This is a genomic window from Actinotignum sp. usb-actsch-rep-73, assembly GCF_059082735.1.
This window is the reverse complement of record NZ_JBHNPV010000083.1, coordinates 141,822-162,632: the sequence shown is the minus strand read 5'-3', so window position 1 is coordinate 162,632 and position 20,811 is coordinate 141,822. Positions and strand designations below refer to the sequence as shown.

Below are 20,811 nucleotides of genomic sequence, written 5' to 3'. Positions count from 1 at the left end.
CTGGGGCTCAGCCCGCGACCAATGCGTCGGCCCCGCCCACGATCTCACTGATCTCCTGGGTGATGTCCGCCTGACGGGCCGAGTTGGCCAGGCGCGTGTACTTGGTGATGAGCTCTTCAGCGTTATCGGTTGCGGTGTGCATTGCGCGCTGACGCGACGCAAGCTCAGAGGCAGCCGACTGCAGGAGCACATTATGAATACGACCTTCCACATACAGCGGAAGGATCGCATCGAGTACGGCTTCCGGAGATGGGATAAATTCGTATTCGGGGAACGTCGATGATGGATCGTCGTAGTAACCGCGTTCTTCCCCGCGTTCTTGGTCCGATTCGGGAGCATCAACAACAGAAAGCGGAAGCATCTGTCGGACCTCGGGAACCTGACTCATCACGGACACGAAACGCGTGTATACCAGGTGAACTTCTGAAACACCCGTCATCAGAGTACCGTCCAAGAAACGGGAGAGAAGTTCGGTTGCGATCTCACGAGTTGTTTCAAGAGTCGGCGAATCAGATTCGCCTTCCCATGAACGTTCGATGGCGACTCCACGGAATCGGAAATACGAGCGTGCACGACGACCGAAGGTATAGATGATGGGTTCTTTGCCCTCGTCCTTCAGGCGAGTAATCAGACGTTCCGATTCACGAAGAATCGTCGCCGCATAGGCACCCGCCATGCCACGGTCGGAAGCAATGACAAGAACAGCCACGCGAGGAGTATTGTGACGTTCACGCGTCAGTGCGTGATCCAAATCCGTGTGGATCGCGACTGCTGCAACTGCCTGCGTCAATGCCTTTTCGTACGGGCCAAGGCCCGAAGCCGCGCGACGCGCAGCACCAATCCTTGACGCTGCGATCATTTCCATCGCGCGGAAGACCTTCGCCAGCGTTTGCGTTGAGGCAATCCGCTGCTTGTAGATCCTCTGCTGACCACCCATGGATCAGGCCTTCTCGTTCGAGGGACGCTGACGGGTGATTTCTTCGCGAGTCTGAGCTGCTTCCACCTCGGAGTCATCCAGATTGGCAACGCCTCGACCGGCGCTGACCCACTGATCATGGAATGCCTTCACCTGGGATTCCAGTTCAGCTTCTGTTTCGCTTTCCAACAGACCGGTTGATTCGATCGTGCCCAGAACTGAAGAGTTCACGCGCAGGTGATCCAGCAGGGAGCGCTCGAAGGAAAGAACCGCGTCGACCTCAAGATCATCCAAGTAGCCATGCGTACCAGTCCAGATCGAAGCGACCTGCTCTGCAGTCGAATACGGCGATGCTTGCGGTTGCTTCAGAAGCTCCATCAGACGCTCACCGCGAGTCAGCTGCTGGCGGGTTGCCGGATCAAGGTCGGAAGCGAACATGGCGAATGCAGCCATCGAACGATACTGAGCGAGTGTCAGCTTCAGCGTGCCAGCAACCTTCTTCATTGCCTTCACCTGCGCGTCGCCACCAACTCGAGAAACCGAGATACCGACGTCAACGGCCGGGCGCTGATTCGAGTTGAACAGATCGGACTGCAGGAAGATCTGACCATCGGTAATCGAAATGACGTTGGTCGGAATGTAGGCAGACACGTCGTTTGCCTTGGTTTCAATGATCGGAAGCCCCGTCATTGAACCCGCACCGAGCTCATCGGAGAGCTTCGCACAACGTTCAAGGAGACGAGAGTGCAAGTAGAAAACGTCACCGGGGTATGCCTCACGCCCTGGCGGACGACGCAGAAGAAGGGAAACCGCTCGGTAGGCTTCAGCCTGCTTGGAGAGGTCATCGAAGATGATCAGAACGTGCTTGCCCTGATACATCCAGTGCTGGCCAAGTGCAGAACCCGTGTAGGGGGCCATGTACTTGTAGCCTGCGGGGTCGGAAGCCGGGGAGGCAACGATGGTCGTGTATTCGAGTGCACCGGCATCTTCCAGAGTTGAACGCACAGAAGCGATCGTCGAGCCCTTCTGACCGATAGCAACGTAGATGCATCGCACCTGCTTGTTCGGATCGCCGGATTTCCAGTTTTCGCGCTGGTTCAGGATCGTGTCCAGAGCAATCGCGGTCTTACCGGTCTTGCGGTCACCGATGATCAGCTGTCGCTGTCCGCGACCAATCGGGATCATTGAGTCGATTGCCTTCAGGCCGGTCTGCAACGGTTCGTGAACCGACTTACGCATCATGACACCGGGGGCCTGCAGTTCGAGTGCGCGTCGGCCATCAACATCGGTGATCTCGCCCAAGCCATCGATCGGGCGACCCAGCGGGTCAACCGTACGCCCAAGGTAGCCATCACCAACCGGGACAGAAAGAACTTCACCCGTTCGGTGAACAACTTGGCCTTCTTCGATGCCACCGAAGTCACCGAGGATAACGGCACCGATTTCGCGTTGTTCAAGGTTCATTGCCAGGCCAAGTGTGCCATCGGAGAAGCGGAGAAGCTCATTGGCCATTGTGCCCGGCAAGCCTTCGATGTGAGCGATACCGTCGGCGGTCTCGGTGACGTGGCCAACCTCTTCGGTGGCTACTTCACTGGGACGGTAGGACTGCATGAAGGAGTCCAATGCGCCACGGATCTCCTCGGGACTGATAGACAGGTCAGTCATGAGTAATTCCTTCTGTAAACGTTTCTAATCGGTAGTGGTGGCTGTTAGGAAGCCAGAGCCTGTTTCATATCTGAGATACGAGTCGAGAGGCTGGCATCGATCGATGTTGTCTGTGCACGTATTTTGAAGCCACCGACAAGACCGGGAACGACCGAGATAGCAAGCGAAATCTCTGAGTTGAAGCGCTTTTCCAAGAGCGAACGCAAGCGAGAAACCTGCTCTGGCGACATTTCGACCGCGCTTTGAACTGTGACAAGCCGCCTGTTTTGGATGACAGCTGACCATTCGGCGAAGCGCCGAAGGTTCACCAGAAGGCGCCCACGACGAGAACGACCGACGGCACGACGTAGCAAACGCATCGTCCACACTGAAAGCTTCGATTCAAAAATCGCGGTGGCTAGATCACCACGTTCATGGGATGTGCCTAGCGAAGCATCGGAAAGCTTCAAGCGGAGTTCACGGTTGCCTTCAAGGAAATGGCGTACTTCAAAGAGCTCGGATTCGACTCTATCGAGGCTCGAAGCACGATTCGCATCTGAAAGAACTGCGAGGATACCAAGGACCTCCGTGGCATCGGCAAAACTATCGAGATTCGACCAGTGTTCACGCACCATCATTTGAAGAACGCTGAGTGAAGCGTCCGTTGTAAGGTGCGAGCTCAGCAAAGTGCGAACCAGCTGGGCTTTGTCGTCACCACTACGTGATGGATCAGTGAATGCACGAATAACCCGCGGTTCTTTCTTCACGAGGTCAGTGATGGAGAAGAAGTCCTCTCCCACTGCACGCGCGTCGACACCGCTCTGGGCTAGTGCGTCTTCGAGTTGCGTTGCATATGCAACGCGAGAGAGTCGACCGAGTTCACTCATCGATTCGTACGCTCGCTTTCACGGAGAGTATCCGCCTCAAGATCGTCAAGGAAACGATCGACGACACGGCTGGTCAGTGCGGTGTCGCTCAGATGTTCACCAACGATCTTTTCTGCCAACTCGGTTGCCAGAAGACCAACGTCAGAGCGCAGGGAGATCTCAGCTGCCTGCTTTTCAGCAAGAATCTGACGTTGCGCGTTCTCGAGGATACGGGTTGCTTCGTTCTGTGCTTCCACCCGCGCGTCAGCAATGATGCCCTGTGCTTCTTGGGAAGCCTTTTCACGAATCTCGTGAGCCTCGATATTCGCCTGCTTCAGCACGTCTTCACGATCGCGTGTTACACGCGCCTGGTCTTCCTTTGCCTTTTCGGCAAAAGCAAGGCCCTCTTCGATCTTCGCTTGGCGTTCGTCCATTGCAGCGTAAAGACGCGGAAGAGCAAACTTACCAACGAGGAGGAGGACGATGAGTAGAACAAACGCCGACCAGAAGATCTCGTAGAGTGGAGGAAGAATGACGGCGAGGCCACCTACTTCCTCACTCGCGGCGATTACCTGGTGCATAGCGATGGTCACTTAACGATGAGCGGAAGAACGAAGCCGATGAGACCGAGTGCCTCGACCATGCCGGCGCCGATAATCATATTGGTGAACAGACGGCCACCAACCTCAGGCTGACGAGCGGTGGATTCCTGGGTCTTTCCGACCAGGAGACCAATGCCGATGCCAGGGCCAAGGGTTGCAAGACCGTAGCCGATGTAGGCAAATGCTGCGGTTGTCATAGTGTTCTTCCTTTTGTATTGGACGCCAAGAGGCGCGGTTGGGCTCAGTGAGCTTCGATGGACAGTTTGATGTAAACGGCGGAAAGGATCGTGAAGATGTACGCCTGAAGGAACGCAACGAAAACCTCGAAGGCCGTCATGACAAACATTGCTGCGCCGGTCAGCACGCCGAGGGAGCTCATTGCGTTGAGCTCGTGCAGAAGGATTGCGGTACCGAAGTAGGTCATACCCAAGAGCAGGTGACCAGCAATCATGTTCGCCAAAAGTCGCAACATCAGTGTGGATGGGCGAACGATGAACGTCGAGAGGAACTCAATCGGCGTGATCAGCAGGTACATTGCCTTCGGCAATCCCGGCGGGAAAAGCTGGGACTTAAAGTAGTGGCCAATGCCTTGGGCCTTGATACCGCTTCCGACGAAGGTCACGTAAGAGATGATGGCGAACACCATCGGAACAGCAACGACCGAGGATGCTGCAATGTTGATGCCGGGAATAACGCCGGCAAGGTTCATGGCCAAGACGCCAAAAAATGCAAACCCGATGAATCCTGCGAAGCGACGACCGTTCTTGTTCCCAAGCATTTCAAGCGCAACATTCGCGCGAATAAAATCGGCGAGGAATTCAACGGCCATCTGACCGCGACCTGGAACGAGCTTCGGCTTACGGGCAACACCGACCAGTGCAAGGCAGAGAACAAGCGCCATGATCACGCGGGCAAGAGTCAAGCGTGAGAACTCAAAAAGAGTTCCTTCCCCGAAAATTGCGCTCGGGAAAAAATCCTCAAGTCCGGGTTGATGGGGGTGCTGTGTAAAAGCGGGAATTGCCGTAACAACGATAACGATGACGAGAATGACAAGAAGCGTCCAATACCAGACCGGTTTTGCGGTGCTTGCTCGACGGCTCGTCGAGGGCGATGACGTGGACAGGGTGTCCTCCCGGGTAGGTTACTCGACTTTGACAGGCATTTTCACCGTTGATGAAGCGGTCTGACCATCGTATCAGCAGCGTGAGCTTTGATTCATCTTTAAACATGAACTCACCAGATTGGTATGGCTCACGTTTTCCAAATGGGAACGAACGAGCGTTCAGAGGAGCAGTTCACACACGCAGTCGAAAGCCAGTCACGAGGTTCTTTCTGAGCCTCGTGAACCTTCGCACAACTAGTCGACGTTGAACTGGCGCATTCGCACCAGCGCCACCAACTCGAACAATTGGGAGCCGACGATCGCGATCAAAGCGCAGGTAGCGGGAAAACGCACCGGCTGGGCAAAAGCGGTCGGTAGATAGACGAACAGAGCGATTGCGCCGATGCGACCGATGTACGAAAAGGCAATCCACGCCAGAGGATTGCGGGCGGGCTGGGCGAGCTCCAGAAGCGACCTCACATGAATGCCAATAACTGACGCGATCACGCCGATAGCAAGGAGGATTGAGAGGATTTGCGCTCCCCCCGCGTACCCCAGCGCCCCTACAAGGAGGATCGCCACCACTGCGGTCACGATTTCAAGACGCGCAAGCTTTGCCACGGTCGAAGCAAAGAAAGCGGGACGAGAATCGTCTACTCCTTCGTTTTCCTTCGGTTCGTGATTGTGGGAGGAAGTCGTCATTACAGGGTAGTTCTCTCAAAAGTGGGCGACGGGTATTCAGCGTGCGCTGTAGCGGGCACTAGGGAATTCGCGCAGTGTCAGCCCGACAGCAACAGCCAAGAATGGGCTGGTAATCAGCAGAATGATCTTCCAGTCGACCACAAGCAGACAGACTGCGGGAATACACACTAGGGCTGTCCACATCCACATGATCGCGACGACCGTACGGTGCGAGTGTCCTCGCATGATCAGACGATCATGGAAGTGGGATCGGTCGGCGTGGAATGGGCTCTTGCCTCGAAGCATTCGCCTGATCGACGTGACAATCAAGTCAAGAATCGGGATGAAAATGACCGACAAGGGCAGAACAATCGGGAGCACCCCGACGAAAACCTGTTGCGTTCCCAGCAGTGATGGGTTAATTTGCCCAGTCATGATGATGCCGGCTGCAGCCAAAACAAGACCGAGTGTCTCCGCTCCCCCGCCCATCATGATTGACGATGGGTGGAAGTTGAACCAGAGGAAGCCGACACATACGCCTACCAGCGTGATCGTAATCAACGAGGCCGTCGTCGCATACGATGTTGCGCCGACGATGCGGGTCACCGAATAGGAATAGACGAAGAATGCCGCCGCCCCGATAGCGATAATCCCCGCTGCTAGCCCATCAAGACCATCAATGAAATTGACGGCGTTAATGATGCCGACGACAAGGAACACTGTCACGATCAAAGACAGGCGCGATGACCCGATGGTGATGCCGAAGATCGGGAAAGATACCAGCTGAACACCGTTAAACGCCATGATTCCGGTGATCAGAATCTGCCCGGACAGTTTCGCCATCCAGTCCAGTTCGATGACATCGTCGATAACTCCAAGGATGCACATTCCGAGAGTGGCAAAAAGGACTGCCCAGGGAATACTGGTTGCATACAGGGGACTCATGTAGGGAATCCTCGACGCCAATAAAAGCGTCACGACAAGACCGACCGTCATCGCGATTCCACCAAGGCGAGGAATCGGGTCCTTCTGGATATCGCGGGAACGCAGCTTGGGAACAATCCCCCACGCAATGCACGCACACCTGACAATGGGAGTCATCAAAACGGTGACTCCCATGGCGACGAGCATGAGCAGAAGATAGACCTTCATCGGTCGGGGGTTCCTGGCCTTTCAGTGTGAACTGGTTGCGATCACTTTGACGTATTCGCGGGTTCGATGGTGGTTCCAGCGGTAAGCGATAACTGTTCTAAGGATAGTGTGCCCAGACGGATTGCCCGTACCCCACCCTTCGTGAAGTCGAGGATTGTTGAGGGTATCGAGCCGGGAGTCGGGCCACCGTCAACGTAGAGCGGAACCTGCGTCCCAAAGTAGTCCACTGCTTCACCAACGCTTGTTGCCGGTGGATTTCCGGTGGTGTTTGCGCTGGTCAAAGCCAGTGGGCCGACCGTATCCAACAGCGTGCGGATGCGGGGCTCGTTCGGCATACGCACACCGATTGTTCCCCCGGTTTCACCCAGATCCCAGCCAAGATCGGGGCGTGCCCGCAGGATCAGAGTCAATCCGCCCGGCCAGTATTCATCTGTCAACCGGTATGCAGCCTCGGGGATATCGATGCAAAGAGTTTCGATTGATTCGCGCCCCGGAACGACAACGGGCGGCGGCATTTGGCGACCTCGTCCCTTGGCTGCAAGAACGCGAGCCACTGCGTCAGGATTACTCGCATCGCACCCGATTCCGTACACGGTATCTGTCGGGATGACGATCAGCTGACCGCTTTTGACAGCGGTTGTCGCTTCCTTCAGGTCTGAGCTATCCCACGTGGGGGTGCAAGAAATGATTCGCGTAGTCACATCGGCATTGTGCCACGTCTGGTAACAAGATAGCGATCACGACCCGTCAGATCGGGCATGGTCTGAGGGTGCGTGAAGCCTGCCCGTTGTGCAGCGGTACGCATCAGTTCTGATTGACTCGGCGAGTGTTCAACAATCACCCAACCGCCGGGCTTCAGCAAGGTGGCGCTGCGCGCGAGGATCGCAGATGGAATCTGCATGCCATTCTCTCCCAGCCCGTAGAGTGCCATATCCGGGTCTCGCTGGGCTTCTGTCTGCGTCGGAGCCTCGTTAAAAGGAACGTAAGGCGGGTTCGAGACAACAATGTCGACACTGCCGTCAAGGTCAGCCAAAGTGGCCGGGTCAGTTGCGTCACCGTTCACGAGGCCAATGCGCCCGCCACCGTATTTTTCACAATTTTCCCTGGCGCATTGGAATGCCACCGGCGACAGTTCGACGGCAAAAACATCGCTTTTGGGGATTTCGTGTGCGAGCGAGCAGGCGATTGCACCAGATCCGGTACACAGATCGACGAGGCGCACGCTGTCACGAGTTTTCAGGATCTCGCGCGCCTGATCGATCGCCTGGCCCGCAACGACTTCGGTTTCTGGACGGCACACGAAGACACCTGGCATTGCACGCAACGTCAGACCACGGAAGAACATGCGCTCAGTGATGTGTTGCAGTGGAACACGTTTCATTCGTCGTTCAACCCCATCAATAAAGCGATGAACGATCACTGGGGCGATGGGCTCACGGATTGACCACAGTGATTCCACATCCGCCGCCCATTCCAGAAGTTCGCGCGCCTCGGAAGCTGGAGCGGCCTCGTCGATCTGTGAAAGCTGGGCGCGTGCGAAGGCAAGAGCGTCGCGGACGGTGGAAATCTCGGCAGTCATTGGACGGTCGGTGAAATGGTCGCGAGAGACTCTCAAGCGCTGGCAGAGGCGAGTCGCTCGGCTTCATCGGCTTCGATCAGCGAAGCGATGACAGGCTCAAGTTCTCCGGCAAGCACGCGATCAAGATTGTGCGCTTTGTAGCCGGTGCGGTGTTCAGCGATGCGGTTTTCTGGGAAGTTGTAGGTGCGTACGCGCTCGGAACGATCAACGGTGCGAACCTGACTGAGGCGCTGGGCCGATGCTTCAGCTTCGCGCTTCGCACGAGCTTCGGCTGCCAAACGGGACGCCAAGACGCGCAGGGCTGCTTCCTTGTTCTGTAGCTGCGATTTTTCGTTCTGCATCGAGACCACGATGCCCGACGGAATGTGGGTGATGCGGACAGCGGAATCCGTGGTGTTCACCGACTGGCCACCGGGACCCGAGGAACGGTAGACGTCAATGCGCAGGTCGTTCGGGTCGATGACAATCTCAGTGTCATCTTCAATTTCGGGCATGACGAAGACGCCGACTGCGGAGGTGTGAATACGACCCTGCGACTCGGTGACGGGCACGCGTTGCACGCGGTGAACTCCGCCCTCGAACTTTAAGTGAGCCCACACGCCTTCTTCTGGGGTCACGGTTCCCTTGGCGCGAATTGCCAGCGTGATGTCTTTGTAGCCACCGAGTTCAGTGTCCGTTGAAGAGAGTTCGTGGACGCTCCAGCCCTTCGATTCGGCGTAGCGCGCGTACATGCGAGCGAGGTCGGAGGCGAAAAGAGCGGATTCTTCACCGCCCTCCCCTGCTTTAATTTCGAGGATGACGTCGAGGGCATCCTCACTGTCGCGCGGTGCGAGGATTTTCAGTAGCGCGTCGTAGGCGTCTTGCGCCTCATTTTCGAGGCCTGGAATCTCGTCAGCGAACGATGGATCTTCCGTGGCCAGTTCACGGGCAGCCTCAAGGTCATCTCGGGTGCTCGAGAGTCGATCAGCAGCAGTCTTGATGCGAGACAGCTCAGCGAAACGCCTTCCCACGCGACGCATCTTCGCAGGGTTGGACAGAGTATCCGGCGCCGACATCTCCTGTTCGACGCTTTCGTACTCGCTCAAGAGTGCTTCAAGGGCACTCAGACCTTCACTGGTCTCGTTATCGACTGTCATGGACTTCCTTTAAAGCTGAGTGGCCAGATACGCCTCGGCGCCGGGCGCTTAACGCTCCCGGCGCCGATCAAAACGCAACGTACGCTTGCCTCATTTGGAGGGGCGAACACGCTTTCCGTAACGTGCCTCGAACTTAGCGACGCGACCGCCGGTGTCGAGGATCTTCTGCTTGCCGGTGTAGAACGGGTGGCAAGCGGAGCAGACGTCCACGCGCATCTCACCGGTGGTGAGGGTGGAACGGGTGTGGAAGCTGTTACCGCACGTGCAAGTCACGAGGGTATCCACGTATTCGGGGTGGATGTCCTTCTTCATGGAGTATCTCCTGGGTTCGTTGGTGCCCCGGGTCCGGATCCGCAGATCTTCCCACATCTGGTGGCAAGTATCCTTCCGCCTTGGAGTATCCAATTGGAGTATCCAAACGGTGGCGAACCGGTGAACCGATGGCCGACGGCGTCAATTGTGCCACTTTCGGCGCTCTTACGTCTATGTGGCAGGGCCCTCATATGCGTGAAACGCGCGACCTTTTGACGCGCGTTTCACGTCAGGGGGTTCTCAGTCAGCACTGGGAGTGGTCTTTTGGACCATCATCAGGAACTCAGCGTTCGACTGGGTTTCCTTGAGCTTTTCAAGGATCAGTTCCAGACCGGACTGCTGATCCAGCGTGCCAATCACGCGACGAAGCTTCCACATGATGCGAAGTTCTTCAGGCTGGAACAGCATTTCTTCACGGCGGGTACCGGACGCATTGACGTCGATCGCTGGGAAGATACGACGGTCTGCCAGCTGACGCGACAGACGCAGTTCCATATTGCCGGTGCCCTTAAACTCTTCGAAAATGACCTCGTCCATCTTCGAACCGGTCTCAACCAGAGCCGACGCGATGATGGTGAGCGAGCCGCCTTCCTTGAGATTACGGGCGCCGCCGAAGAACTTCTTCGGCGGATACAGGGCGGATGCGTCAACGCCACCCGACAGGATACGGCCGGAAGCCGGTGCGGCTAGGTTGTAGGCGCGCGACAGTCGCGTGATCGAGTCAAGAAGAACGACAACATCCTGGCCGAGTTCAACCAGACGCTTTGCGCGCTCTATGGCAAGTTCGGCGACGATCGTGTGATCCGATGCGGGGCGATCGAAGGTCGAGGCAATGACCTCACCCTTGACGATCGAACGCATATCCGTCACTTCTTCCGGACGTTCGTCAACCAGGACGACCATCAGGTGAACCTCGGGATTGTTGATCTCGATAGCCTTCGCGATCTGCTGGATGACCATCGTCTTACCGGCCTTCGGTGGCGAAACGATCAGACCACGCTGGCCTTTACCGATCGGAGCGACCAAGTCGATAACGCGTGGCGTGTATGCCTTTGCGGACGTTTCGAGGCGTAGTTGCTCATTCGGGTAAACCGGGGTGAGCTTGGAGAACTCGCGACGAGCCTGGGCTTCCTCGATCGACATGCCGTTCACGGAGTCAACGCGAACCAGAGCGTTGTACTTCTGACGCTGCCGTTCACCTTCACGGGGCTGCCGAACGGCACCTGCAACGGCATCGCCCGCACGCAGACCCCAACGGCGAACGTTGCCAAGGGTGACATACACATCGTTCGGACCGGGAAGATAACCAGAAGTGCGAACAAATGCGTGATTGTCCTGGATATCCAAGATGCCCGCGATCGGAGCAAACTGTTCGTCTTCGCGCACCTGTTCTTCGCGGTCGCCACGATCATTGCGGTCACGGTTACGACGATTATAGCGATCGTTGCGGTTGTTGCGATCACGGCGACGGTTGTTGCGATCACGGCGGTTACGACCGCGCTCTTCGCCTTCTTCCCCTTCGGGAAGCTCAATGGCGTCCAGGGACGGAGCCTTGACGGAAGCGTTTTCTTCCGCTTCGGGCTTCTCACCGCCCTTCTTGGGAGCCGGCAGTTCAATCGTCGCCGGTTCGGTTGGTCCAGCGGTCGCGACGCGACGACGACGCGACTTGCGCTGGGGCTGTTCAGCATCGTCATTCTTCGTTCCCTGATCCTGGGCAGGTGCCTGGGTAGCAGGCGCAACCTGCTCATGTGAAACTTCAGCGGTAGCCGCACGACGCGTACCACGGGCACGGCGCGTGGGGGCCTCGTCAGATGAAGCGGAAGCCTTCTTAGCTGGCGCAGACGAGGAAGAAAGAGCTTCGATCAGGTCGGCCTTACGCATCTTTGACGTACCCTTGAGACCTTGGCTGGAAGCTAGCGCCTGGAGTTCAGCCAGCTTCATGCCCCGCAATGCAGACTGTGTCTTGGGGGCGGCTTGTTCGTTTGTCACGAATGAATCCTCACTGGATATGGAATGCTCTTTTCGAGCAAATGGGGATCTCCCTTTAAAACGGGAGGAATACGTTGCGATAACGCTGATCGCGTGACGTAAGGGATGAGCCACCAAAACGTGGCGGGCCGTAAGACCCGCTTCAAGTGTACCAACCGTTTATCTCTATACGCACCACAACGTTAAAGTCGCGCGTTTGTGCGCATAAAGTCACACGAGAGTGAAAGAAAACAAAGAAAACAGAACTGAAGGATAATCAGTAGAGCTTCGCCAGTCGCCCGCGAGTAATCGCCGCACCTTTGCTTGGCACGTCAAGAGCCATGACCTTCCAGCCCGCTGATCTGGCGTCCGCGCAGATTTCGTCCGGCACCATCTCCACGGCCAGAACCGTCGGTCCAGCACCAGAAACTGTGGCCGCGATGCCGGCATTGCGCAACCAATCCACCAGCGCAAGCGAAGGCTCCATGGCTTCGCGTCGGTATTCCTGGTGCAAAACATCCGCCGTGGCATCCATCAGCAGATCATGGAACGAGGCCTGCCCCACCGAACGAGCCTGTCCTGAAAGGAGCGCAGAAAGAAGAGCGGCTCGGGCAACATTGAAGCGCGCATCTGTATGGGCGACCACTTGCGGAAGAGCGGAACGGGCCTTTTCGGTTGCCAGTTCAAAGTCAGGTATAAACACGACGGGGGCAATGGTGTGAGGAACCGAGAGTGAAACTGCACCCGGCCGGCCGTTATCGACCCACGCGATTGTTGCTCCACCAGCGATTGCTGGCGCAACGTTGTCGGGGTGTCCTTCCAATTCGGTACCGATCATGAGGACTTCTTCGTCCGTCAGGACATCCTCGCGCCCGATAAGCGCGCGAGCAAGAAGAATTCCCGCAACGATCGCACTGGCCGATGAACCCATTCCGCGCGAATGAGGGATGCGGTTTGTGCAACGCATTTTCACGCCAACCTGAGGTGCGCCCGCACGATCGAGCGCTAAGCGCATCGCTTGGACGACAAGATTGTCTTCACCGGTTGCAACGTTCCCGGCGCCCTCACCTTCAACGGTGACGCTTGTGTGGACTCCGGAGGTTGCGTGAACTGCAACTTCGTCCCAAAGGTTCAGCGCCAGACCCAGCGAATCGAATCCTGGGCCAAGGTTCGCGCTGGTTGCGGGGACGCAGACGGCAACGAATTCTTCGGTGACTCTCATGTCACTCCCCTTCGACGCGAATCGCGCTGGTGACTTCACGAACCGCGGGCGAGTGCGACAGGGCGTGTGCGACTGCCGCCAGATCCGCTTCGCGGGCAAGGTGGGTTGTCGCCACGATCACGCAGGCACCCGGTTCCTTGTCGTCGCGCTGATGCACAGACTGGATGGAGACGCCGTGGCGAGCGAATATTCCGGCAACATCGGAAAGTACACCAAGGCGATCCTCTACCTGCATACGAATCTGGTAGCGAGTGAAGGCCGTGCCCGGGTCAAGAATCGGCAGGTGAGCGTAGACGGACTCACGGGGTGCGTGTCCGCCGAATGCGCGGTGGTGGGCAGCAGCGACGAGGTCCGAAAGAACAGCGGACGCGGTGGGAGCACCACCTGCACCCTGACCGTAGAACATCAGACGGCCTGCTGCTTCACCTTCGATGAGGATGGCGTTGAACGCTCCATCGACACTGGCCAGAGGCGAATCGAGCGGGACGAGCGCGGGGTGAACGCGCATGGCAACGCCGTCTTTACCGTCTTCTCCAACACGACGCTCAGCGATGGCAAGAAGCTTGATCGTACGACCGAAGAAGGCAGCTTCTTCCATATCTTCTGCCGTGATCTTGGTGATGCCCTCAACGGCAACGTCATCGATTCCGACGCGCGTATGGAAAGCCAAGGAGGCCAGAATTGAACACTTTGCTGCCGCATCGAAACCATCAACATCTGAGCTGGGATCAGCTTCGGCAAAACCGCGCTCCTGGGCTTGATTCAACGCTTCCTCATAGGACAGGCCGCGCGACGCCATCGCATCGAGGATGAAATTGGTCGTGCCATTGACGATGCCCATCACCTTGGTGATGCGGTCACCCGCAAGCGATTCGCGCAGGCCGTAAACGACGGGAACTGCGCCCGCAACCGAGGCCTCGTAGTAGAGGTCTGCGCCGGTTTCAGCCGCAGCGGCAAACAGCTCTGGACCGTGAGTAGCAAGAAGCGCCTTGTTGCCGGTCACCACGGAAATGCCCTGTTTGAGTGCTCGGATGACATAGGTTCGGGCTGGCTCAATACCGCCGATCAATTCAACGACAATATCGTGGCCATCGATTGCTTCTTCGGGATGGGTCGTCAGAAGTGCAGGATCCACATCGTAGTCACGAGGCGCATCAAGCCTGCGGACCGCCACCTTGTTCACGCGTATACGCGCACCTGAACGAGCTTCAAAATCGTCGGCCTGCTCTGTGAGCATTCGGATAACCTGTGATCCGACGGTACCTGCACCGAGAACACCGACTTTCAGTTCGGGGCTACGCTCTTCCACCGAGAAACTCCTTGACCACTCACGCACGTGTTTGCACTGTTGGTAATGAGCATAGGCATAGATAGGACTCAATACATACGCGCGTCCATTTCTTTGAGAGAGAACAATAGTCGAGCGCGACCTCGTGCTTAAAGAACATCACACCCATGCTTAGGACTAACGTCCCCATCAAAAATGTTTATTGTTAACAATTGTGCAGGTTGTGATAACCCGCACCTGTGACAAATGACCTCTGTATGGAAACCCTAACTATGTAGGTACACAATTGTTACAAGGTACCTACCGGTACACATTCGAGAATCATCTAATGCAGTGCGGTACAACGATCGTCCGCAAGCATTTATTGAGAAGAGGAACGATGACAGAGCAGACCGCTCCCAGCATCCCCACACAAGAGGCTTGGACCGATTTCAAAACTGGAAATTGGGACAAAGAAATCGACGTCCGCGACTTCATCCAGCGTAACTACACGCCGTACGAGGGCGATGCCTCCTTCCTCGCAGGTCCCACCGACAAGACGCTCCGCGTCTGGGACACCCTCGAAAAGGAGTACCTTTCCGAGGAACGCAAGGTCCGCATCCTCGACGTCGACACCCACACCCCCGCCGATATCGACGCCTTCAAGCCCGGTTTCATCTCCTCCGACGACGACGTTATCGTCGGCCTGCAGACGGACGCCCCCCTCAAGCGCGCGATGATGCCCAACGGTGGCTGGCGCATGGTCGAGACCGCCATCAAGGAGGCCGGTAAGGAGGTCGACCCCGAGGTCAAGAAGATCTTCACCCAGTACCGCAAGACCCACAATGACGCGGTCTTCGACATCTACACGCCGCGGATCCGAGCCGCCCGCTCCTCGCACATCATCACTGGCCTGCCGGACGCCTACGGTCGCGGTCGCATCATCGGCGACTACCGCCGCGTCGCCCTCTACGGCGTCGATCAGCTCATCGAGTGGAAGCAACAGGACAAGGACCGCTACGCAGACCAGCCTTTCTCCGAGCACTGGGCACGCTACCGCGAGGAGCACTCCGAGCAGATCAAGGCGCTCAAGAAGCTGAAGAAGATGGCGGCCGACTACGGCTTCGACATCTCCGGGCCCGCGAAAACCGCGAAGGAAGCGGTCCAGTGGACCTACTTCGGCTACCTCGCCTCTGTGAAGTCGCAGGACGGCGCCGCGATGTCGATCGGTCGCCTCTCCGCCTTCTTCGACGTCTACTTCGAGCGCGACCTCGCCGCCGGTCTCATCACCGAATCCGACGCACAGGAGATCATCGACGCCCTCGTCATCAAGCTCCGCATCACGCGCTTCCTTCGCACGATTGATTACGACCAGATCTTCTCGGGAGACCCCTACTGGGCAACCTGGTCAGACGCAGGCTTCGGCGACGACGGTCGCACGCTGGTCACCAAGACCTCATTCCGCCTGTTGCAGACCCTGCGTAACCTGGGCCCCGCCCCCGAACCGAATATCACGATCTTCTGGGACGAAAACCTGCCCAAGGGCTACAAGGAATTCTGCGCAGCGATCTCGATCGAAACCTCGTCCATCCAATATGAGTCCGACCCGCAGATCCGCCAACACTGGGGCGACGACGCCGCCATCGCATGTTGCGTCTCCCCGATGAAGGTCGGCAAGCAGATGCAGTTCTTCGGCGCACGCGTCAACGCTGCAAAGGCCCTGCTCTACGCCATCAACGGTGGTCGCGACGAAATGAGTGGCAAGCAGGTCGTTGAAGGCTACGAGCCCATCACCGGCGACGAACCACTGAAGTTCGACGAGGTCTGGGCCAAGTACGAAGAGATGCTCGACTGGGTTGTCGGCACCTACGTTGAAGCCCTCAACATTATCCACTACTGCCACGACCGCTACGCATACGAAGCAGTCGAGATGGCACTGCACGATTCCGAAATCATCCGCACCATGGGTTGCGGTATCGCAGGCCTGTCGATCGTTGCTGACTCGCTGGCAGCCATCAAGTACGCAAAGGTCACGCCGATCCGCGACGAAACCGGACTGGTTGTCGACTACACAACCGAAGGCGAATTCCCGACCTACGGCAACGATGACGACCGCGCCGATGAGATCGCCGCAACCGTCGTCCACACCGTCATGGACAAGATCCGTCAGATCCCGATGTACCGCGACGCAATCCCGACGCAGTCCGTCCTGACGATCACCTCGAACGTCGTCTACGGCAAGGCAACCGGCGCATTTCCATCCGGTCACCGCGCAGGCACCCCGTTCGCACCGGGCGCAAACCCGGAGAACGGCATCGACACCCACGGCATGGTTGCTTCCATGCTGTCGGTCGGTAAGCTCGACTACAACGATGCGCTCGACGGTATCTCGCTGACGAACACCATCACCCCGTCCGGCCTTGGCCGTACAAAGGCCGAGCAGATCGACAACCTTGTCGGAATCCTCGATGCAGGCTTCGTCCCGGACGATACCTGTGAAATGATTTCCAGTAACTAATCATTCTTACCGGGAGCGGGGCACTACCAAGCCCCGCTCCCGAGACCAGACAACCCCCATAAGGAGAAAATCATCATGGCAACCAAGACCTACGAAGAGCGCCTCGCAGACATGAAGGCAGCCCGTGAAGAGCGCGGCGAGTCCGACGGCCTGTACCACGCCAACATCAACGTTCTTGATCGTTCCACCCTGGAAGACGCAATCGAGCACCCCGAGAAGTACCCGAACCTGACCGTTCGCGTTTCCGGCTACGCCGTTAACTTCGTGAAGCTCACCCGCGAGCAGCAGCTTGACGTTCTCTCGCGTACCTTCCACCACTCGGCCTGATATCCGCTTTACGCTGGCGTAAAACAGATTCAGCACCTTCCGGTTCGGGGCGCGGGATTCTTCCTGCGCCCCGAATTGCGTCGGCGCCTTTAACAATTGCGCACTCACAATGAACAGAGCATGAACGTGCGCCTCGTTCCCTTTCATTCACGATCAGGACACCATGACTGAGCTTTCCCACACCGCCCCCGTAGGCGATGGATCTTCAATCGTTCCCACCGGACCCATTGATTCCCACTCGAAGCTCCGCGATCAAGACTTCCAAGCACCGACCGGTCGCGTGGGCGGTCAAGGAGTCGCAGGCCTGGGTGAGCTGAGCGAGATGGAACGCACGGAGCGCCTGCACAAGATGCATGACGGCACGCTGGGATCCGTTCACTCGTGGGAGCTTGTGACCGCTGTCGACGGTCCGGGAACGCGTCTGACAGTTTTCCTCAACGGATGCGGGCTCCGCTGCCTGTACTGCCACAATCCCGACACGTTCTTCATGAAGAATGGAACGCCCGTTGAGATCGACGAGATCCTCGGCCGCATCCGTCGCTACCGTAAGATTTTCCGCACGACGGGTGGCGGTATCACCCTGTCCGGTGGCGAAGCCATGATGCAGCCGGAGTTTGTTCGTCGTATCTTGGCCGGAGCGAAAGCAATGGGGGTTCACACCTGTTTGGATACGTCGGGGTTCCTTGGCGCGAACTGCGATGACGCGATGCTCGACGATCTGGATTTGGTTCTGCTGGACGTGAAGTCCGGTATCCCTGAGCTCTATAAGAAGGTCACGACCGGCGACCTTCAGCCGACCGTTGACTTCGGTGATCGCCTGGCGGCGCGTGGCACGACACGCGTGTGGATTCGTTTTGTCTTGGTGCCGGGATTAACTGATGGCAAGGACAATATCGAAGCGATAGGAAACATCATCACGAGGTGGCGCAATATCATCGACCGCGTTGAGGTCCTCCCCTTCCATCAGATGGGTCAGGATAAGTGGGATTCACTGGGCTTGGATTATCAGTTGCGTGACACAAAGCCACCCTCGCCTGAGGCGACCGAGGAAGTTCGTGATTACTTCCGCTTACTGGGCTTCGAGGTTCACTGACGCTCAGTCGCTGTTCGTCCTATCGACGAGGCCCCACATGAGTCTCTTTACTCTATGCGCCATGCACTTTGCAGGTATTTTTTCGTGAAAGGGGCGGGTGCTATCAATGAGTAGCACCCGCCCCCACGTTTATTCAGGTCGGAAGTCTCACCGTTCTTGGCACATTCGCCACGAGACGTCACGGGGTCTGACGCGATCGGCTAAGCGCCCCCAGTGAAACCAGAAGACCGAGTCAGTTGGTTGCAACAAAAGCGTCGAGCTCACCCAGCAGGCGTGCACGCTCTGCGTCGGAAACCCAAGCGATTTCAAGAGAATTACGTGCCAGCTGAACAAGCATGTCCTTGGTGAAGCCTGCCTGGTCGGCAAGAGCGTAGAAATTGTCGGCAACGTAGCCACCGAAGTAGGCCGGGTCATCAGAGTTGATGGTGACCTTCACGCCACGTTCAAGGAGAGTCTTCACTTCCTTGTCCTTCATATCGTGGTTGTTCGCGGTGACGAACGAGTTCGATAGCGGGCAGGAGGTCAAGCCAATGCCCCTATCTGCGACCAGCTGAACCAGCGCATCGTCTTCCACGATGTTCGTGCCATGGTCAAGGCGCTCGGCACCGAGCTCAGTCAGCGCACGACGGATATTGTCGATAGAGCCAACCTGATCAATGTCGCAGTGCATCGTGACATGCAGACCGTTGTCCTTCGCCATCGCGAAGACCTCGGCGAACTTCTCCGGTGGATTATCGCGCTCGTCAGAATCTAGGCCAACGGCGAAGAACTTGTCCTTGTATGGCAGTGCTGCTTCAAGGGTTTCTCGCGCGGATTCTGCGCTCATATCACGCAGGAAGCAGAGAATCAGGTCAGCGGAGAGTCCGTCTTCGCGTGCCTTCTCAACAGCCTTGTAGTAGCCGTTGATGACAGTTTCAATCGCAATACCACGCGTGGTGTGAGCCTGGGGATCGAAGAAGCACTCAGCGCGACGAACACCGTTCGCCTTGGCTCGCGCAAAGTAAGCGGAGGCCAGAGCCTCGAAGTCCTCTTCATCCTGCAGGACATTCATCGCCGGGTAATAGACGGCGAGGAACGAGGTCAGGTCGGTGAAGTTGTAGCTGGCCTGAACTTCCTCGATGGTCGACTGACCGATATCGACGCCGTGCTTGGTAGCAAGAGCAAGCTTAAGATCGGGTTCAAGCGTGCCCTCAAGGTGGAGATGCAGTTCTGCCTTGGGCAGGCCAGCAACGAATTCACGCGTGACGGTAGTGGTCACGATTCCTCCTTGGTAAAAGTTGTGCGACGAAAGTGTCACCCGCCCATTGTGTCACGACCGAATGACGAACATCTAGCCACTGAACAAATCGGTAGAGTGCCAGTTCGTGCCTCGTCAATCTACGTCCCCACTTTGTCACTTTTCGCAACTAAGCTTGATTGCATGAGCGTGCGAGTCCACGCATTCACCAACCGTCAGGAGCACCCATGCCTACCCGTCACGCGTCCGGTTACGAAATCTTTCTTTCTTCTGGAGAATATGAGGCTCGGATTGTTACCGTCGGCGCCGGACTCGCCTCACTCACGTACGCAGGGCGCGACTTAGTCGTCGCCCATGACGCGGATGAAATTCCCGAAGGCTACTTGGGGAAAACGCTGATGCCCTGGCCGAACCGTATTGCCGGAGGAACATACACATGGGAAGACATCACCTACACGGTTGACGTGAATGAAGCTGCAACCGGCTCAGCATTGCACGGTCTGATGACCTGGGTTGACTGGACGATTATTCACGCTGATTCTGACTCAGCAACACTGGGAGCATTCATCGCTCCCCGCTATGGCTACCCGTGGCCGATTGAAGCGTGGGTAACCTACGCGCTCAGCGCCTGCCGTGGTCTGACCGTCACTCTCGTGGCAAAAAACGTCGGCTCCACACCCGCCCCATATGGTGTTTCGTCCCACCCCTACCTGTCACTCGATGGCAAGAAGAATGATGGATACGAGGTTACGATTCCAGCCTCTGAAATCATCCGGGTCGATCAGAACATGGCTCCTGTTGAAACGGTCCCGGTAGATGATCTTGAGCGTGATTTCCGCACTCCGCGCCTACTTGGCTCACAATCTATTGACCATGCTTTCACCGGTTTGCCCGAAGGTGAATGGACCGTTCAACTGCGTGATCCAGAAACCGGATTGACGGTTCAATTGAAGGCTGACACCCCGTGGGTTCAGGCGTTCACTGCTGATTCCATGGGACGAACCGGCATCGCTGTTGAGCCAATGACCTGCCCCCCGAATGCCTTTAATTCAGGCAAGGATCTCATTGTGCTTGCCCCTGGCCAATCCCACACAATGACCTTCACGATCATCGGTTCGATCGAAAACTGAGGCTTTAACCCATACACGTACTGCTGGCCGACGGTATTCACTGTCGGCCAGCAGTACAT

General features: G+C 57.1%; 20 protein-coding genes. 4 read left to right on the top strand and 16 right to left on the bottom strand.

Features of this window, described 5'->3' with window-relative positions; translation table 11 throughout:
- Nucleotides 1–7: 7 nt before the first annotated feature.
- The 15 genes from AC5RE1_RS08350 to AC5RE1_RS08280 all read right to left on the bottom strand — a co-directional run bounded on the left by AC5RE1_RS08350 (nt 8) and on the right by AC5RE1_RS08280 (nt 14,489).
- Nucleotides 8–937: a F0F1 ATP synthase subunit gamma gene (locus tag AC5RE1_RS08350; RefSeq protein ID WP_103631925.1), complete on the bottom strand. Its 930-nt coding sequence runs from the start codon at nt 935–937 to the stop codon at nt 8–10.
- Between the two features lie 3 nt (nt 938–940).
- Nucleotides 941–2,581 (bottom strand): F0F1 ATP synthase subunit alpha, encoded by a 1,641-nt coding sequence (gene atpA, locus AC5RE1_RS08345; protein WP_103631926.1) that lies wholly within the window; start codon nt 2,579–2,581, stop codon nt 941–943.
- 44 nt (nt 2,582–2,625) lie between these two features.
- Entirely contained in the window at nt 2,626–3,447 is an 822-nt protein-coding gene (gene atpH, locus AC5RE1_RS08340; RefSeq protein WP_179369756.1) for an ATP synthase F1 subunit delta, read from the bottom strand.
- Nucleotides 3,444–4,007, bottom strand: coding sequence for a F0F1 ATP synthase subunit B (locus AC5RE1_RS08335; protein ID WP_103631928.1), 564 nt, complete (start codon nt 4,005–4,007; stop codon nt 3,444–3,446). The genes atpH and AC5RE1_RS08335 overlap by 4 nt, the downstream gene beginning before the upstream one ends.
- 8 nt (nt 4,008–4,015) lie before the next feature.
- On the bottom strand, nt 4,016–4,225 hold the full coding sequence (atpE, locus tag AC5RE1_RS08330; RefSeq protein WP_006681264.1) for an ATP synthase F0 subunit C: 210 nt from the start codon (nt 4,223–4,225) through the stop codon (nt 4,016–4,018).
- 44 nt (nt 4,226–4,269) lie between these two features.
- The gene (gene atpB / locus AC5RE1_RS08325; protein WP_219585870.1) at nt 4,270–5,151 is read right to left on the bottom strand and encodes a F0F1 ATP synthase subunit A; all 882 of its coding nucleotides are present in this window, start codon (nt 5,149–5,151) and stop codon (nt 4,270–4,272) included.
- A 234-nt stretch (nt 5,152–5,385) separates the two neighbouring features.
- On the bottom strand, nt 5,386–5,832 hold the full coding sequence (locus tag AC5RE1_RS08320; RefSeq protein ID WP_103631930.1) for a hypothetical protein: 447 nt from the start codon (nt 5,830–5,832) through the stop codon (nt 5,386–5,388).
- 36 nt (nt 5,833–5,868) lie between these two features.
- The gene (locus AC5RE1_RS08315) at nt 5,869–6,963 is read right to left on the bottom strand and encodes a glycosyltransferase family 4 protein (RefSeq protein ID WP_103631931.1); all 1,095 of its coding nucleotides are present in this window, start codon (nt 6,961–6,963) and stop codon (nt 5,869–5,871) included.
- Between the two features lie 41 nt (nt 6,964–7,004).
- The gene (locus AC5RE1_RS08310; RefSeq protein ID WP_480939164.1) at nt 7,005–7,664 is read right to left on the bottom strand and encodes an L-threonylcarbamoyladenylate synthase; all 660 of its coding nucleotides are present in this window, start codon (nt 7,662–7,664) and stop codon (nt 7,005–7,007) included.
- Nucleotides 7,661–8,542, bottom strand: coding sequence for a peptide chain release factor N(5)-glutamine methyltransferase (gene prmC, locus AC5RE1_RS08305; RefSeq protein ID WP_493938631.1), 882 nt, complete (start codon nt 8,540–8,542; stop codon nt 7,661–7,663). The genes AC5RE1_RS08310 and prmC overlap by 4 nt, the downstream gene beginning before the upstream one ends.
- A gap of 32 nt (nt 8,543–8,574) precedes the next feature.
- Nucleotides 8,575–9,678 (bottom strand): peptide chain release factor 1, encoded by a 1,104-nt coding sequence (gene prfA / locus AC5RE1_RS08300; RefSeq protein WP_285084372.1) that lies wholly within the window; start codon nt 9,676–9,678, stop codon nt 8,575–8,577.
- Nucleotides 9,679–9,768: 90 nt separating this feature from the next.
- Entirely contained in the window at nt 9,769–9,990 is a 222-nt protein-coding gene (rpmE, locus tag AC5RE1_RS08295) for a 50S ribosomal protein L31 (RefSeq protein ID WP_006681271.1), read from the bottom strand.
- A 240-nt stretch (nt 9,991–10,230) separates the two neighbouring features.
- Nucleotides 10,231–11,979 carry a transcription termination factor Rho gene (rho, locus tag AC5RE1_RS08290; RefSeq protein WP_285084371.1) on the bottom strand — a complete coding sequence of 583 codons (1,749 nt, stop codon included), beginning with the start codon at nt 11,977–11,979 and terminating at the stop codon, nt 10,231–10,233.
- Nucleotides 11,980–12,235: 256 nt separating this feature from the next.
- Nucleotides 12,236–13,180 (bottom strand): homoserine kinase, encoded by a 945-nt coding sequence (thrB, locus tag AC5RE1_RS08285; RefSeq protein ID WP_285084370.1) that lies wholly within the window; start codon nt 13,178–13,180, stop codon nt 12,236–12,238.
- A gap of 1 nt (nt 13,181) precedes the next feature.
- Complete coding sequence (locus AC5RE1_RS08280) at nt 13,182–14,489, bottom strand: homoserine dehydrogenase (protein ID WP_285084369.1); 1,308 nt, start codon at nt 14,487–14,489, stop codon at nt 13,182–13,184.
- A gap of 358 nt (nt 14,490–14,847) precedes the next feature.
- On the opposite strand from AC5RE1_RS08280, the gene pflB reads away from it, so the two are divergent.
- From pflB to pflA, 3 genes are all read left to right on the top strand, one after another.
- The gene (gene pflB, locus AC5RE1_RS08275; RefSeq protein WP_285084368.1) at nt 14,848–16,965 is read left to right on the top strand and encodes a formate C-acetyltransferase; all 2,118 of its coding nucleotides are present in this window, start codon (nt 14,848–14,850) and stop codon (nt 16,963–16,965) included.
- A gap of 75 nt (nt 16,966–17,040) precedes the next feature.
- Nucleotides 17,041–17,292 (top strand): autonomous glycyl radical cofactor GrcA2, encoded by a 252-nt coding sequence (grcA2, locus tag AC5RE1_RS08270; RefSeq protein ID WP_179369766.1) that lies wholly within the window; start codon nt 17,041–17,043, stop codon nt 17,290–17,292.
- A 163-nt stretch (nt 17,293–17,455) separates the two neighbouring features.
- Nucleotides 17,456–18,385, top strand: a complete 930-nt coding sequence (gene pflA / locus AC5RE1_RS08265; RefSeq protein WP_285084367.1) for a pyruvate formate-lyase-activating protein — start codon at nt 17,456–17,458, stop codon at nt 18,383–18,385.
- 232 nt (nt 18,386–18,617) lie between these two features.
- Here the strand turns inward: pflA and add are convergent, their stop codons facing one another.
- Nucleotides 18,618–19,643 carry an adenosine deaminase gene (gene add, locus AC5RE1_RS08260; RefSeq protein ID WP_103631940.1) on the bottom strand — a complete coding sequence of 342 codons (1,026 nt, stop codon included), beginning with the start codon at nt 19,641–19,643 and terminating at the stop codon, nt 18,618–18,620.
- A gap of 206 nt (nt 19,644–19,849) precedes the next feature.
- Here add and AC5RE1_RS08255 point away from each other — a divergent pair, with 206 nt between their 5' ends.
- Nucleotides 19,850–20,752: an aldose-1-epimerase gene (locus tag AC5RE1_RS08255; protein ID WP_285084365.1), complete on the top strand. Its 903-nt coding sequence runs from the start codon at nt 19,850–19,852 to the stop codon at nt 20,750–20,752.
- The last annotated feature ends 59 nt before the right edge of the window (nt 20,753–20,811 follow it).